Below are 16006 nucleotides of genomic sequence, written 5' to 3' on the forward strand. Positions count from 1 at the left end.
TTATCAAAAGTTACGTCAACGTGGTAAGGCTCATGGTACAGCAGTTGGGGCCGTTGCACGCAAGTTAACGCATATTATTTTCGCAATACTTAGGGATAACAAACCTTACGAACCAAGACCAACTCTTGAATAATAACCCTCTTTCCAATTTAAAAATACATAGTTGGAAAGCTTATTTGACATGCCTAATTTTAAATATCACCACTTTTCAAGAATAGCTAAATACTTTTTCATTCTTCTCTTGACTTTTTATAGCTGGTCTTTTTATAAATGGCTGTTTTCGTATAGGAATCTTCGGCAGCGTTACATCGCACGCAGAAAATGCGTATGCATTCTCAAGGAATCTTTGTATATTTCAACTGCTAATTTCCTTTAACTGTTCAAAAATTAATTTTCCAATAACAACAATCTTTTAGAAAACAGCCTTAAAAATCAGTGGATTTCCTACAGTATAAAACAAAAAGAATGATGATGATATGAAAATTAAAGAAAGTTCAATTCAAAAAAGTCTAAAATGTACCTGTGGTTAAAAAGATGGTAGGAGTAATATTAGAATAGAATGTTGGTTTAATAAAACAAAAAAGCAGCTATAAGATAGCTGCCCATAGAAAGGTGGTGTGATGTTATAGTACAGAACATATAAAAATCATTCAAAAAACATTATCTTGCAGGGTGATCACATTCGTCACATACATTTCTGTAGCAATCGGCTTTTTCATTCATGGCGTTGCCACATTGGTGACATCTTTTTTTGGGTAGATTTCGAAAAAACTCAACAACGCTCATCATTTTTAGCATCCTCCTAATTTTCTGATAAATCCATTGTATTATAACAATATGACTTTTGTCAACAGTGTATTACAACAAAACACGAAATCACATAAAAAGAGAAATATTAGAACAATGTTATGTTATAGTACAGTAGATGTAAAAAATTATCCTAATTATCTCGCAGGGTGGTCACATTCGTCACATATGTTTCCATAGCAATCGGCTTTTTCATTCATCTCATGACCACATTGGTGACATTTTTTCTTAGGTATATTTTTAAAAAACTCAATAACATTCATCATGTTGATCATCCTCTCAATTTTCTGATAAATCAATTGTATTACAACAGTATGCTAATTGTCAACCTTGTGTTACAACAAAATTTGAAAAAGGGCGTGTTTTTATGAAACTAACAATCCTTGGCTTTTGGGGTGGATATCCTGCTGCAGATGGGGCCACTTCAGCTTATTTATTAGAAGAAAAAAATTTTAAATTATTGCTTGATGCAGGAAGTGGTTCATTAGCTAAATTACAAAAGTACATAAATCTTAAAGATTTGAATGCAGTTATTCTGTCGCATCACCATCATGATCATATAGCTGATATTGGAGTTTTACAGTATGCAAAACTGGTCCAATCCTTTACTACAGATTGCAGGCGAACACTGCCTATTTATTCCCACAACGAAGATAAGGAAAGGTTTGATGCTTTATCTCATGATTACACGGAAGGGGTTGTATATAATCCAAATGCACCTCTTCACATAGGACCTTTTTCAATTACTTTTATGAAAACATTTCATCCTGTACCATGCTATGGAATGCGCATTACGAACGGTGAAGGAACACTTGTATACACAGCTGATACAGCTTATAAAAAAGAATGGGAAGCATTTGCTGCGAATGCGGATGTACTAATTACGGATTGTAATTTTTACGCAGATCAGGATGGGACAAAAGCAGGTCATATGACGAGTAAGGAAGGAGCTATTATCGCGGAGCATGCTAACGTAAAGCAATTAATTTTAAGCCACCTGCCACAGTACGGGGATCATTCGAGATTAATACAGGAAGCGAAACAATATTATAATGGTCCTGTTCAGTTGGCTAAAGAAGGCCTGACGTGGGAATTTAAAAGTGGAGAACAATAAGTGCAAAAAAGCTCGAATCTTTGATTGCTCAATTTTTTTAACGTAAGATATAGAAAGGCAAGGAGTATATATTAGAGGAGGCTATTATAAATGAAATTTATTGATAATAAAGGTATCACAGACCCCAGTATAAATTTAGCAATCGAGCAGTATGTTTTACAAAAGTTTGGGACAGAGGATACGTATTTACTGTTTTATATTAACCGTCCATCCATTATTATTGGGAAAAACCAAAATACAGTCGAAGAAATAAACACAGATTATGTGGATGAACAGGGAATAAAAGTGGTTCGCCGGTTGTCTGGCGGGGGAGCGGTTTACCATGATGAAGGTAATTTGAACTTCAGTTTTATAACAAAAGATGATGGTGACAGTTTTCATAACTTTGCTAAATTTACCGAACCAGTTGTCCAAGCGTTAAATAAAATGGGCGTACCCGCAGAATTACAAGGTAGAAATGATCTCGTCGTAAATGGACGTAAAATTTCCGGAAATGCAATGTTTTCTACAAAAGGGCGGATGTTCAGCCATGGAACATTAATGTTTGACTCAGAAATTGAACATGTAGTCTCTGCGTTAAATGTTAAGAAGGAAAAAATACAATCTAAGGGAATAAAATCGATCCGAAGTCGTGTAGCGAATATAACAGAATTTCTTGATGAAAAAGTAACAATGGATGACTTTAAAGAGCTTATTTTGCGCTATATTTTTAATGTTGATGACGTTAAAGATGTACCACGCTATGAATTGACTGAAGAAGACTGGGAAAATATTCATCAAATCTCGAAAGAACGTTACCAAAACTGGGATTGGAATTTCGGCAAATCACCTGCCTATAATATAAAAGAAAGCTATAAATTTGATTCAGGTTTAGTTGATGTGCGATTAAATGTGAGAAAAGGCATCATCGAAAATTGCAAGGTTTATGGAGATTTCTTTGGTCTTGGTGACGTCAAAGTAATTGAAGACCAATTAGCAGGTGTCCGGCATAATCGTCTTGCTATTGAAGAAGCGTTAAAAGATGTAGATGTTTCCCATTACCTAGGAAAAATCACGAAAGAGGAGTTTGTTCAATTAATTTATTAATGCCAAATGAATACGTTTATATAACACTCTCTCCATAATAAAAGCAGCCTAATTTTTTACATAGGCTGTTTTAATTTTTTAAAAATTCTATTTTAAGACTTGAAAAAATAGTAGCAGTAATTTACACTTGATAGTGAATTGAATGATTATTCATTCATTAATGCAGGGAGGATTATTTATGAATTTAAGTGAACAACTTTCAGTGACAGCCAAGAATTATCCACATAAGTCTGCCTATATTTTTCAAGGGGAAAAAACGAGCTATTTAGAGTTAGAAGGTGCAGTTACTAAATTTGCATCCCAACTAAAAGCGTTAGGCTATCAACGAGGGGATCATATTGCATTAGTGGCTGGGAACAGTCCTCATTACATTATCAGCTTATATGGTGCTCTTCGCATCGGTGCGGTTATTATTCCAGTTAATCCAATGTATACTCCACAAGAACTGTCCTATATTTTAAACAATGGAGATGTGAAAGCAGTTATTACGATGGATGTATTAGTGGAAAAATTTGAAGCTATTAAAGATAAGCTGCCACAAATCAACCATTACATAGTTTGTGAAACAACTTCGGAGATGGCGACGACTGAAGAACAATCCTTCCCCGGAGAAATGAAATCGTTTACAAATATGGTTCGCGAAGGCAGCCCTATATTGGATGCACCGGAATTAAATGAAGAAGATGTAGCACTAATTTTATATACATCTGGAACAACCGGAACACCAAAAGGAGCGATGCTTACACATAAAAATCTTTACTCCAATGCGAAGGACACTGCTGATTACTTAGCGATCAACGGGGAGGATCTTGTGATTGCAGCATTGCCAATGTTCCATGTCTTCTGTTTAACCGTTGCGCTAAATGCCCCGTTAATGAATGGGGGAACCATTATTATTTTACCGAAGTTTTCCCCTACATCCGTTTTTAAGGTTGCTAAAGATCATAAAGCTACTATATTTTTTGGTGTTCCTACAATGTATAATTACTTATTACAAAGCTCTGAAGGCCATGAAAATGATTTTAGTAATATTCGTTTATGTATTTCTGGAGGAGCGGCGATGCCGGTCACTCTATTAAAAGAGTTTGAAAAAGTATTTCAAGTTATTGTATCAGAAGGATATGGATTGTCAGAAGCTTCTCCTGTAACCTGCTTTAATCCACTTGATCGTCAAAGAAAGCCTGGATCAATCGGTTGTAATATTGTGAATGTCAAAAATAAAGTTGTCGATGAATTTGGAGAAGAGGTTGAGGTTGGAGAAGTAGGAGAGCTTATTTGCAAAGGCCCTCATATCATGAAGGGATATTATAAAATGCCGGAGGAAACTGCTGTTGCATTAAAAGATGGATGGCTTTATACAGGAGATATGGCCCGTATGGATGATGAAGGGTATTTTTATATTGTCGATCGTAAAAAAGATATGATTCTTGTCGGAGGCTATAATGTTTATCCAAGAGAAATTGAAGAAGTCCTACATCAGCATCCAAATGTTTTAGAAGCTGCTGTGATAGGCATTCCAGATCCAAACGTGGGGGAAGCAGTCGTTTGCTACGTGGTTACAAATGATCATTCACTAACAGAAGAAGCTTTGATAGAATTCTGTTCTGCTAATTTAGCTAAGTATAAAGTCCCGAGTAAAATTGAATTTTTGGACGAACTGCCGAAAAATACAACCGGCAAAATTCTTCGTAAAAGTTTACGTGAAAATATAGCTAATAAATAAAGAAAAGTGCTGTTTCAATGGGGGAACACCTCATAATTGAAGCGGCATTTTTTTAAAAAAACAAAAAAGATACAACAAACAGTTTAAAAAAGATACATATTTTAGAAAATTGTATCTTTTTGTATCTTTTTTCCTGTAAATCTGGTAAATTAGTTCTAAAGCCTCTTTCTTTTTTCGATAAATGAAGAAAGGATGACTATTTAACATGTTGAATGAATACTATTCATCAGCAAATAAATCACCAAGTGAAATTACTCCACTAACAATGGCTGTTTTGGCACAGCAAGATGAAAATGGTAATCCAAGTACATTTGTATTGGAAGAAGAGTCAGAATACATTGTCAATAACTCCCCAAGTAAAATCATTAATAACGCCTGCATTTATTTTGGTGCAAGCCTCAAAGGGAAGCAAGAAGGGACCAGGAATATTTGCGGTATTACCCATAAAGCACCGATTTCTATTGATCCCTTTAGCGGAATGTATTTTTTCCCGACGATGTCTCCGTCCAATCCTAAATGTTCCTGGATTGCTCATTCTCATATTGATAAAGTGAATAAAGCTGATAATCAATGTACAGAAATACATTTTAAGAATGGAAAGAAAATTATCATTGATATATCATTTGGCTCTGCACTGAATCAAATACAGCGTACGGCACAATTTCGCTATATACTTGATAATCGAATTAAGCATTTGCAGAAAAAGCAGGGAGATCCGGATAAAGAGCCTTTACCATAAGTTCTTGTATAATCGCTTCTACTTTTTTACGAATAGCAGGATTAAAATAATTACGTTTTTCTTCCCTCCCTTGACATAGAAACAGAAAGGATGAAAACGATTCATTTTTATTGAGTGTAACAACATTTATTTTTTTATCTTTCATTGTTTTCCGTAATTGTCTGCGTTCATCTGTTGCATTAGAAGCCATTTTTTCCAAAAGTTCTGTGTACGGTTCTTTAATTTTGAAGCCTCCTTTTTGGATATGCTTCATATCTTGTTCGATAACAACAATTGCCATCGAGAGAAATAAAAAACGAGAGGCTATTTGCAGTTCATCTTTATTTAAATAGCGCATCAGAAATCCTCCTCCACAAAAAGGAACGTTTGTTCTATTATATGATAAAACAAAGAAAAAATACATGAAAAAGAAAAAATATTTTTCGAGATGAAACGAAAGAGGCTTATGTTTACTTTTTACTTTGTAGATTTTAATGTTTACATTAAAATAAATATAGATAGACTAATATATATACATCGTAAATACATGTTTTTATGAGGATGAGGGGATCTGGTGGCTAAATGTATTTATTTAACATCATATCAGATGGGAAGCAATTGCTTGAAAATGATCAATTAGACAATTATATTATGGATTTGCTAAATCATTATGAAAGTTTAGGGCCTTTACCAGGGATTTTATTACCGTTTATTGAAGCATTTCTCCCTTTTTTGCCGTTAGTTGTATTTGTTTTAGCGAATGGTGCTGCATACGGATTACTGGAGGGCTTCTTATTATCGTGGTTAGGATCAAGTCTTGGTTCCATACTTGTTTTTTTTATTATACGCAAGCTTGGTGATAAGCGAATTTTCATAGCAATACGGAGAAATAAACAAGTCAATAAAGTCACAAACTGGCTGGAGAAGCGTGGCTTTGGTCCACTATTTTTGTTATTGTGCTTTCCGTTTTCTCCTTCATCTGTTATCAATGTTGTAGCTGGTTTATCAAAAATCAGTATACAACAATTCATTTTAGCTGTTTTCTTAGGGAAATCAGTAATGATTTTTTCGATAGCTTATGTTGGATCAAGTATTGTATCATTTGCTAAGCATCCGGTTAAAACAATCATTGTTGGTGTTTGTATTATGCTATTTTGGATGTTAGGCAAGTATATTGAAAAAAGATTACAGAAAAAAACAATATGGAAGGATACTGAGATGGACAACGATTAAAGACGTTCCAAACAGGGTATATTACAAATAAAATAACTGTGGAGGAAACCATATGAAAAAAGTGAATTATCGCCGATTAATTCCAGTTATTTTATTTGTTGCTGTTTTTGGGATGCTTTTTCGTTCGAATTTGTTTACAAGTTATGTTGTAGATGGTAAATCAATGGAGCCGACACTTCATGATGGCAATTTATTAATGGTTAATAAAATTGCATATGATTTAAAAGATGTGGTTCGTTTCGATGTCATTGTGTTTCATGCAAATACAAAAGACGATTATGTTAAGCGAGTCATTGGATTGCCTGGTGATGAAATCGTATATAAACAAGATAAACTTTATGTAAATGGGGAGTATGTGCAGGAGAGATTTCTTCATTCCTTAAAAGTAGGAAGTACACATGAACCGTTTACAAATGATTTTACATTAATGGAAATTACCGGACATAAAAAAGTACCAGAAGGAAAGCTATTTGTAATGGGAGATAATCGCCCGGACAGCCTAGACAGTAGGTCATTTGGTTTTATATCTATTGAACAGCTAGTTGGAAAAGTAGATGTCAAATATTGGCCGCTTTCTTAGGTGTTTGAAGACTAGTTAATAGTATGTTAAAACTTCTATCTTTGATAAAATAAGATAGAAGTTTTACTTTTTAGAAAAACGATTCATAAAAAGAATGTGGATGATATAAATGGGGGATGAAAATGGGACTCCGGTTTTTGTTGGGAAGGGCTGGAACTGGTAAAAGCAGTCGGACATTAGATGAAATAAAAGAAAAATTGCAGAATGACCCACAGGGGCCATCGATATTCTATATCGTTCCTGATCAAATGACCTTCCAGCAAGAATATGCATTATTTAAAGATGAAAATATTAAAGGAAGTATTCGTGCGCAAGTGGTTAGTTTTTCCAGATTAGCTTGGCGAATATTGCAGGAGACTGGTGGATCTACACGGCAATTTATTAGCTCAGTAGGAATTCAAATGATGCTCAGGAAGATTATCGAAGAGAAGCAAACAGATTGGCGTATGTTCCAAAAAGCAGTAGAAAAGCAGGGATTTTTAGAGCAATTGGAAAAAATGATAACTGAGTTTAAAAGGTACTGTATTACCCCAGACATTCTTGATGAACAGATAGAAAGTATTAATCAATTTGTTCATCAATCTCCGCACGAAGAAGCTTTAACAAAGAAATTAGAGGATTTATCTTATATTTATGAAAAACTCGTCTATGCCTTACAAGATAACTATATTGATAGTGAAGATCAATTACAGCTATTAGCAGAAAAAATTAGTGAAGCCACGTTATTAGAAGGGGCAACTATTTATATTGATGGATTTTATCGATTTACACCACAGGAATTGCTCGTTGTAGAGGAATTATTAAAGATCTGTAAAAATGTAACGATCACTTTAACCGTTGACAATCTAGACGATGAGTCGGTATCAGAAATGGATTTGTTTTATCAAACAACGGAAACATATTATAAATTACAAGGAATAGCTGCGAAAAACCAAATTCCAGTTCAAGAAACTGTTGTGTTAGATCCTGAACATGGAAGATTTAGGGACAGGCCCTATTTCGCTCATTTGGAACGTAATTTTGACGTCTGGCCTTCACCCGCATATGAAGGAGGCGAAGTACCCCTGAAGATTGCGGAAGCAGTTCATCCCCGCGCAGAAGTGGAAGGTGCTGCACAAGAGATTATTCGGCTTGTTCGTGAAGAAAAATATCGTTTTCGTGATATAGCCATCTTTATTAGACAAACAGATGTGTATCATGATTTAATCGCAACCATTTTTCGTGACCATGGTATACCTGTATTTATTGATGAAAAACGTACCATGTTAAACCATTCCCTTATTGAATTTATTCGTTCCTCCCTAGAAGTAGTTGAAGGAAATTGGCGTTATGATGCAATTTTTCGTGTGCTAAAAACGGGATTCATACCATCGTTAGACACTGAATTTCCGTTAACTAATGACGCTATTGATGAATTGGAAAACTATGTACTCGAATATGGGATTCGTTCAAGGGAGAGCTGGACGGGAGATAAGGAATGGATTTTCAAGAGATTCAAAGGATTTGACCAAACGACTCAAACGGATTCCGAGAAGAAAAAACAACAACATATTAATCGTTATCGATTCCAAGTGGTGAGTGCTTTACAAGACTTTGATAAGCAAATAAGAAGTGCTAAGACGGTGTATGATTTTTGTGAGGTTACCTACACATTACTGGAAAAGCTGAATGCTCCTAAACGGCTCGAAAAAATACGAGAATACTATGATGATCAAGGTGAGCTCGAAAAAGGAAGAGAACAAGAACAAGTATGGAATGCTGTTATTCAATTACTGGAAGAGATGGTTGAAATGGCTGGAGATGAAAAAATGAGTCTAGCAACATTTCGGTCAACACTTGAAGCGGGTTTTGAATCATTGAAATTTGCCCATGTTCCACCGAGTATCGATCATGTTATTGTTGGTACGATCGATCGTTCGCGAATTAGCGGAATTAAATGTTCCTTTTTATTTGGTGTTAATGACGGTATATGGCCGATGAAGCCGTCTGCAGATAGTGTGATTAATGAGCAAGAAAGAGAAATACTTGCTGAACATGGACTTGAACTGGCTGAAAGCAGCAAGCGCCAATTACTTGATGACTGGTTTTATATTTATATTGCCTTTACTGCTGCGAGAGATAGACTTTGGGTAAGTTATCTGCTAAGTGATGAGGAAGGTAAATCGAAAATGCCCTCACAATTGATAAAGCGAATGGAAGATTTATTTCCATCTTGCTGTGAACATATTTTACTGCAAGATCCCGATGAGTTGGTTGAGGCAAAACGATTTATTACAACCCCATTAAAAACGAGAGCAGCATTAACAACGCAATTAGCTAGAAACCGAAAAGGCTATCCGATTCAGTCGGTTTGGTGGCATGTCCTTAACTGGTATATCAAAAATCACGGGAAGTATAGTACAACATACATGATTTTACAAAGCCTCTATTATCAAAATCAGCCTATCAATCTATCAAAAGAGACTGCTCGCAAATTATATCCAAAACAAGTGAAGGCGAGTGTGTCACGGCTGGAAACATATTATCGCTGTTCATATCAGCATTTTGTAAAGTACAGCTTAGGATTAGAGGAGAGAAGAACGTATAAACTGGACGCTCCAGATATAGGGCAATTGTTTCATGAAGCTTTGAAAACAATTACAGAATGGATTCAAGTGGAGGACAGAAACTTTGCTGAATTAACAAAAGAAGATTCAAGCAGTTATGCGCAAAGAGCAATGGTTCAATTAGCTCCAGTTTTGCAGAATCAAATTTTGCATAGTTCGAACCGTTATAAATATATCCAATACAAGCTCCAAGAGGTGATTGCACGTGCTACCTTTATATTAAGTGAACAAGCACGAAGGAGTAATTTCTCACCAGTTGGACTAGAACTTGGGTTTGGTACAAATCAAAAACTGCCACCGCTCTCCATGCCGCTTCCAAATGGATATGAATTAATATTGCGAGGCAGAATTGATCGGGTAGATAAAGCATTAAATGAGGACTCCTTATTCTTAAGAATTATTGACTATAAATCAAGTGCAAGAGGGCTAAATTTAGTGGAAGTATACTATGGATTAGCCTTGCAAATGCTCGCTTATTTAGATGTAGTCCTATCTCATTCAGAGACGTGGCTGGGGACAAAGGCAAATCCTGCAGGAGTACTTTATTTTCATGTGCATAATCCAATGATTTCCGAAAATCAAAAAATCGAGGATCTCGAAATTGAAAAAGAAATTTTTAAACAATATAAAATGCAAGGGCTGCTGATTTCCGATGAACAGATTGTAAAAATGATGGATACATCCCTTGAATCAGGGACAAGCCAAATTGTACCAGCGGGCGTAAAGAAAAATGGCGGATTTCGCAGCAGTTCGAAAGTGGCTGACAAAGATACGTTTGCTAGTTTACAAACGCACATACACCATTTGATGAAACTGGCAGGAATCGATATAACATCCGGTGGTATTGATTTAAATCCTTTTCAGCATAAACAAAATACTGCTTGCACGTATTGTCCTTTTCTCTCCGTTTGTCAATTTGATCCTACCCTGGAAGGAAATAAATATCGAAAGCTAACTGATATGAAAGATGATGATGTTTTAGAAATAATTCGCAGAAAGGAAGAAAAGAAGTGGTGAGCTGGACAAAAGAGCAGGAAGAAGCGATTTATACAGATGGCAGTGATATCCTTGTTGCAGCAGCTGCCGGTTCTGGGAAAACAGCTGTATTAGTGGAACGGATTATTCAAAAATTGCTAAACAAAGAAAACCCAGTAGATATTGATTCTTTACTTGTTGTTACATTCACAAATGCTGCTGCTCAGGAAATGAGAAACCGTGTTGGATTAACGCTGGAAAAAGCATTAGCAGAAAACCCAGCATCTAATCATTTAAAAAAACAGCTGTCTTTATTGCAGCGGGCTTCCATCTCTACGTTACACTCCTTTTGTATGGATGTAGTAAAACAGTATGCTTATTTACTTGATCTCGATCCATCTTTCCGAATTGCTAATGATATGGAAGCTGATTTAATGAAACAAGATGTGATGGATGACTTATTTGAAGAATGGTACGGCAAAGAAGGAGAAGAACAGGAACGCTTTTTTGCTGTCGTAGACCGTTTTTCTAGTGATCGAAGCGATGTAGATGTTGAAGAGGTCATTCGTAAGTTGTATGCATTTGCAATTAATCACCCCTGGCCTGACCTGTGGCTTGATGAGCTAGCGCAAACCTATGATGTCCCTGAAGATTGCCAAGAACAGGAACTTGTTTGGCTGGAAATTCTTAAACGGGAAGTGCGCATGCAACTAAAAGCAATTGAAGAAGAAATCTCTCTTGCGCTAAAGATTGCAGAGTCAAGTGATGGACCTGTCCAATACGTGGAGGCAATTGAATCAGATTTAGCCAATGTACAGCAGGCATATAAATATATAGGCAGCTGGGATGACTTACAAGTATTTATGGCTTCTAGTACATTTGTGAGCTTATCAAGAAAAAAGACAGAATGTGATAGTGGAAAGAAAGAAAAGGTAAAAAAACTGCGGGATGGCTATAAAGATCGCTGGAAAAAAATGAAGGAAAAATGGTTCATGCGCAACCTTCAGGGGCATATTAGCGATATGAGGGAACTTGCTCCCGTCATCAAACAACTTACTGCACTAGTAAAGCAATTTAAGGAGAAATTCACAAAACAAAAAAGAGAAAAAGCAATTGTTGACTTTTCGGACTTGGAGCACTTTTGCCTGCAATTATTTTTAGATGCATCATCTACAGCAGGCAATCCAATACCATCATCTGTTGCAAGGCACTTCCAAGAACAATTCAGTGAACTATTAGTCGATGAATATCAGGATGTAAACCGCGTACAAGAAACCATTCTAATGCTATTAAGCGATCAAAGCGGTAGTGGGAATATGTTTATGGTTGGTGATGTCAAACAAAGTATTTACCGTTTCCGCCATGCAGAACCAACGCTCTTTATTGAAAAGTATAATCGTTTCGCAAAAGAAGAACATGCTGGAAAACGAATAGATCTAGCACGTAACTTCCGAAGCCGAGAAGATGTTTTAACAGGTGCTAACTATATCTTTAGACAAATTCTTGATGAAGAGTTAGGTGACATTCAATATGATGCAGATGCTGAGTTAATTTATGCCAATAAAATGTATGACGTATTAAAAAATAGCGAAACAACTCCTGAATTTCTCATTATTGATCAGGAAGCGGATGAAGCATCAAAGAATACTTTAGAAGAAGAGGATTATCGAGATTTGGAAAAAGCTCAGCTGGAAGCAAGAGCATATGCAGAAAAAATAAAAGCTTGGATTGGACAGAAAGAAAGTGCCCCCCTTCAGATCGTTGATAAAGCTACTGGAAAGCAGCGTGATATCCAATACCGTGATATTGTTATCCTGCAACGTTCGATGGGACAGGCACCGACAATGGTTGAGGAGTTAAAAAATCAAGGTATACCTGTTTATGCAGAACTATCGACAGGTTATTTCGATGCCATTGAAATCAAAATATTGATTAGCTTATTAAAAGTGATCGATAATCCACGTCAAGATATCCCGCTAGCATCTGTATTACGTTCACCGATCGTTGGATTAAATGAAGAAGAGTTAGCTTCTATTCGTTTAGCAGGTCAAAGGAAGCCCTTTTATGATGCTTTAAAACAGTTCAAAAATCAAAATAATAATGAAACGTCTACAAAAGCTGCGAATTTTCTAGAACAATTAAGACAATTTCGGATAGCTTCCAGACAAGGGGCTTTATCGGAATTAATTTGGCAAATTTATCGTGAAACAGGCATTTATGATTTTGTTGGTGGGATGCCCGGCGGTCGTCAACGCCAGGCGAATTTACGTGCGCTATATGACCGGGCCCGCAGCTATGAAACAACATCATTTCGGGGGTTATTCCGCTTCTTGCGTTTTATTGAGCGCATGGAGGAAAATGGAGAGGACCTTGGAGCTGCAAGAGCACTTAGTGAACAAGAAGATGTTGTGCGCATGATGACGATTCACAGCAGTAAAGGGCTTGAATTTCCAGTCGTTATTTTAGGCGGAATGGATAAACAGTTTAATATGCAGGATTTAAACCAAAAGTATTTATTGCATAAAGATCTTGGGTTTGCAAGCAAGTATATTGATCCAATCAAGCGAATTACGTATCCGACATTGTTTTATTATGCCCTTCGTGAGGAAAAGTCACGTGAACTTTTAGCAGAAGAAATGCGTGTGCTTTATGTAGCGCTAACTCGTGCTAAAGAAAAATTGGTTATGATCGGGAATGTATCAAGTTTTGAGAAGAAAAGAGACAAATGGGAAAAGATGCTTGAATATTCACAGTGGGTTTTACCTGTTCACTTTCGTGCTGAGGCCAAAAGTTATCTGGATTGGGTAGGTCCTGCGCTTATCCGGCATAACGATAATGATGTACTTAGAGCGGAGCAAGGATCTAATGATGAAATATCTTCTGAGATACGGTTAGATCCTTCGAACTGGAAAGTAACTATTGTACATGGCAGTGCTTTAGCAAATTTAACAGAAAAAAAGGAAGAAGCGGATAAACAATTAGAAGAACATATCATTAACTGGAAGCCGATTACAATGGATAACAGAGAAATGGAGCAATGGGTGGATGAACGTCTATCATATACGTATCCGTTTCAGGAATCTGCTGAATCCCGGGCGAAACAAACGGTAACGGAAATAAAACGCCAGCGGGAATTAAAGGATGAATACAGTGCTGACCAAATCGTTAAACCTTTTCAACCATCCATTGTCAAACGGCCAAATTTCATGCAAAAAGAAAAAATAATTACTGCTGCTGAAAGAGGAACAGCAATGCATACAGTAATGCAGCATTTACCAATGACAAAATCATTGAATGAAGAGGAAATAGAGGAATATACAGAAGTCCTCGTAGAACGTGAAATTCTTACAAAACAAGAAGCAGAAATTATTGATATTAGGGCTATTAGAGAGTTTTTTATGACGGATATTGCTGCTTGTATGATGAATGTCTCAACGATTTATCGTGAGGTACCGTTCAGCATAACATTGCCCGCAAGTGAGATTTATGCATCGTGGAAAAGCGATGTGGACGAACAGGTACTCATTCAGGGTGTCATTGATTGTCTGATACCGAAAGAAGATGGTTGGATGCTTTTAGATTACAAAACGGATGTTATTGATGGGAAAGTAACAGAACAAATGATAAATAAACTTAGAGCAAAATATGAAGTTCAGATGAATCTTTACCGTCATGCGATTGAACAGATTTGGCGTCAACCTGTAAAAGAGACATATCTTTATTTCTTTTCCAAACAATTAATGGTGAACGTTCCAACAAAATAAAACATTTGTATTTGAAGCTAAGCTCGCTAAAAAGTGAGTTTAGCCTTTTTTCATCATTGGGGCGATTTTCATGATTTTAGACAAAAAGAGTGAGATTAATTACATGTATGAAGGAATTTCTTTGATTGTACCGAATTGTAGTATAGATAAATAGATATTATTGGAAGGGATGCATACAAGTAATGAAACATTCGGCTGTGCCTATAAAAGAAAAAAATCGCCTTGCATGGATTGATGCAGCAAGGGGATTCGCAATTTTGGGTATATTCATCGTAAATGTTGGTGGGTTTTCTGCTCCATATTTTTTATATGGGGGAGCGGAAGAGGCGTGGCCTTCAGGCGTCAATCAATTTGTACAAGTAATCATTGACATCTTTTTCCAAGCTCGTTTTTATACATTATTTTCCATGCTGTTCGGCTTTGGGTTTCAGCTGATGAAAGATAGTGTAGTTCAAAAGGGATTACGCTTATACCCATTTTTAACAAGGAGAATGTTTATTTTAATTGGATTTGGTATAGTTCATGCTTTTTTCATCTGGTATGGAGATATTTTACTTTCATATGGAGTGATCGGTTTATTTTTGCTTTTCTTTGTAAAGGTAAAAGATAAAACATTGCTCATGTGGGGATTTGGTTTATTAGGTGCTTGTACCGTTTTAATTACACTCGCATTGTATGCAGGGCGGGATTTACTTGATGTCACACAGGAAACCTCAATAAATCAAGCAATGGAAAGTTATCAAAGCAATAATTTATCTATTATTTGGTCACAAAATTATACAGACTGGATGTATTCAAATGGTGCTGGCTTTTTATTAATGTTTTTTGTTCTTTTACCGTTGTTTTTATTCGGCATGTATATCGCAAGCAAGAGATGGCTGCATGAGCCTAAGCGCCATCACTCCTTGTTGCAATCACTATGGATGATTAGTTTGGTATTATTTACTGTTTTTAAAATAGGGCCTTATTTATACGGCAATCCGTCATGGTTTATGTTTATGCAGGATAATATAGGTGGAACTGCTTCTGCACTCTTTTATATTATTTCTATTACATTGCTTGCACAGACAAATGTTGGGAAGAAGTTGATTAATCATTTGTCCTATGTTGGGCGAATGTCATTAACGAACTATATGATGCAATCGGTTATTTGTTTTATCTTATTTTATGGGATTGGCTTTGGGCTTTATGGATCCGTTAGCCCATCATTAGGAGTTATGATCGCACTGCTTGTTTTTGGCGGTCAAATCTTTTTTAGCAAATGGTGGGTTACGAACTATCGGTTCGGTCCATTTGAATGGGTGTGGAGAAGTTTGACGTATATGAAACGTCAGCCTTTCCGAAAAAAGCAAGCGGATTGTTGATCAAGTGAAATAAAGACATCAGAAGTTTTTAGAAAA

At 36.2% G+C, this 16006-nt stretch carries 12 protein-coding genes and 1 pseudogene; 10 read left to right on the forward strand and 3 right to left on the reverse strand.

Translation table 11 applies throughout. The features are described 5' to 3' along the window. Positions 1-133: pseudogene (locus tag J2Z81_RS16085) on the forward strand (IS110 family transposase); the annotation flags it as partial. A gap of 527 nt (positions 134-660) precedes the next feature. On the opposite strand, the gene yhfH (J2Z81_RS10845) reads toward J2Z81_RS16085, so the two are convergent. Both yhfH (J2Z81_RS10845) and yhfH (J2Z81_RS10850) read right to left on the reverse strand, forming a co-directional pair. Continuing rightward, positions 661-798 carry a protein YhfH gene (gene yhfH, locus J2Z81_RS10845; protein ID WP_318842354.1) on the reverse strand — a complete coding sequence of 46 codons (138 nt, stop codon included), beginning with the start codon at positions 796-798 and terminating at the stop codon, positions 661-663. Positions 799-944: 146 nt separating this feature from the next. Continuing rightward, on the reverse strand, positions 945-1082 hold the full coding sequence (gene yhfH, locus J2Z81_RS10850; protein ID WP_390337272.1) for a protein YhfH: 138 nt from the start codon (positions 1080-1082) through the stop codon (positions 945-947). A gap of 92 nt (positions 1083-1174) precedes the next feature. Between yhfH (J2Z81_RS10850) and J2Z81_RS10855 the strand changes: the two genes are divergently transcribed. From J2Z81_RS10855 to J2Z81_RS10870, 4 genes are all read left to right on the forward strand, one after another. Then, positions 1175-1921 (forward strand): MBL fold metallo-hydrolase, encoded by a 747-nt coding sequence (locus tag J2Z81_RS10855; RefSeq protein ID WP_226371341.1) that lies wholly within the window; start codon positions 1175-1177, stop codon positions 1919-1921. 90 nt (positions 1922-2011) lie between these two features. Continuing rightward, positions 2012-3007, forward strand: coding sequence for a lipoate--protein ligase (locus J2Z81_RS10860; RefSeq protein ID WP_226371342.1), 996 nt, complete (start codon positions 2012-2014; stop codon positions 3005-3007). Positions 3008-3185: 178 nt separating this feature from the next. Next, positions 3186-4730 carry a fatty acid--CoA ligase family protein gene (locus J2Z81_RS10865; RefSeq protein WP_226371343.1) on the forward strand — a complete coding sequence of 515 codons (1545 nt, stop codon included), beginning with the start codon at positions 3186-3188 and terminating at the stop codon, positions 4728-4730. A gap of 205 nt (positions 4731-4935) precedes the next feature. Further along, the gene (locus tag J2Z81_RS10870) at positions 4936-5469 is read left to right on the forward strand and encodes a competence protein ComK (RefSeq protein WP_051681374.1); all 534 of its coding nucleotides are present in this window, start codon (positions 4936-4938) and stop codon (positions 5467-5469) included. Here the strand turns inward: J2Z81_RS10870 and J2Z81_RS10875 are convergent. Further along, positions 5417-5806, reverse strand: a complete 390-nt coding sequence (locus tag J2Z81_RS10875) for a hypothetical protein (RefSeq protein ID WP_226371344.1) — start codon at positions 5804-5806, stop codon at positions 5417-5419. The genes J2Z81_RS10870 and J2Z81_RS10875 overlap by 53 nt on opposite strands. A gap of 224 nt (positions 5807-6030) precedes the next feature. Between J2Z81_RS10875 and J2Z81_RS10880 the strand changes: the two genes are divergently transcribed. The 5 genes from J2Z81_RS10880 (at position 6031) to J2Z81_RS10900 (ending at position 15970) form a co-directional block, all read left to right on the forward strand. After that, entirely contained in the window at positions 6031-6681 is a 651-nt protein-coding gene (locus J2Z81_RS10880; protein WP_226371345.1) for a TVP38/TMEM64 family protein, read from the forward strand. A gap of 52 nt (positions 6682-6733) precedes the next feature. Further along, positions 6734-7261: a signal peptidase I gene (gene lepB, locus J2Z81_RS10885; protein WP_029266971.1), complete on the forward strand. Its 528-nt coding sequence runs from the start codon at positions 6734-6736 to the stop codon at positions 7259-7261. 122 nt (positions 7262-7383) lie between these two features. Next, the gene (addB, locus tag J2Z81_RS10890) at positions 7384-10884 is read left to right on the forward strand and encodes a helicase-exonuclease AddAB subunit AddB (protein ID WP_226371346.1); all 3501 of its coding nucleotides are present in this window, start codon (positions 7384-7386) and stop codon (positions 10882-10884) included. Next, positions 10878-14606: a helicase-exonuclease AddAB subunit AddA gene (gene addA / locus J2Z81_RS10895; protein ID WP_226371347.1), complete on the forward strand. Its 3729-nt coding sequence runs from the start codon at positions 10878-10880 to the stop codon at positions 14604-14606. Before addB ends, addA begins: the two co-directional genes overlap by 7 nt. Before the next feature lie 182 nt (positions 14607-14788). Next, complete coding sequence (locus J2Z81_RS10900; RefSeq protein ID WP_226371348.1) at positions 14789-15970, forward strand: DUF418 domain-containing protein; 1182 nt, start codon at positions 14789-14791, stop codon at positions 15968-15970. Positions 15971-16006: the final 36 nt, after the last annotated feature.

It is taken from the genome of Virgibacillus alimentarius (assembly GCF_017874635.1).
Classification (GTDB): domain Bacteria; phylum Bacillota; class Bacilli; order Bacillales; family Amphibacillaceae; genus Virgibacillus_B; species Virgibacillus_B alimentarius.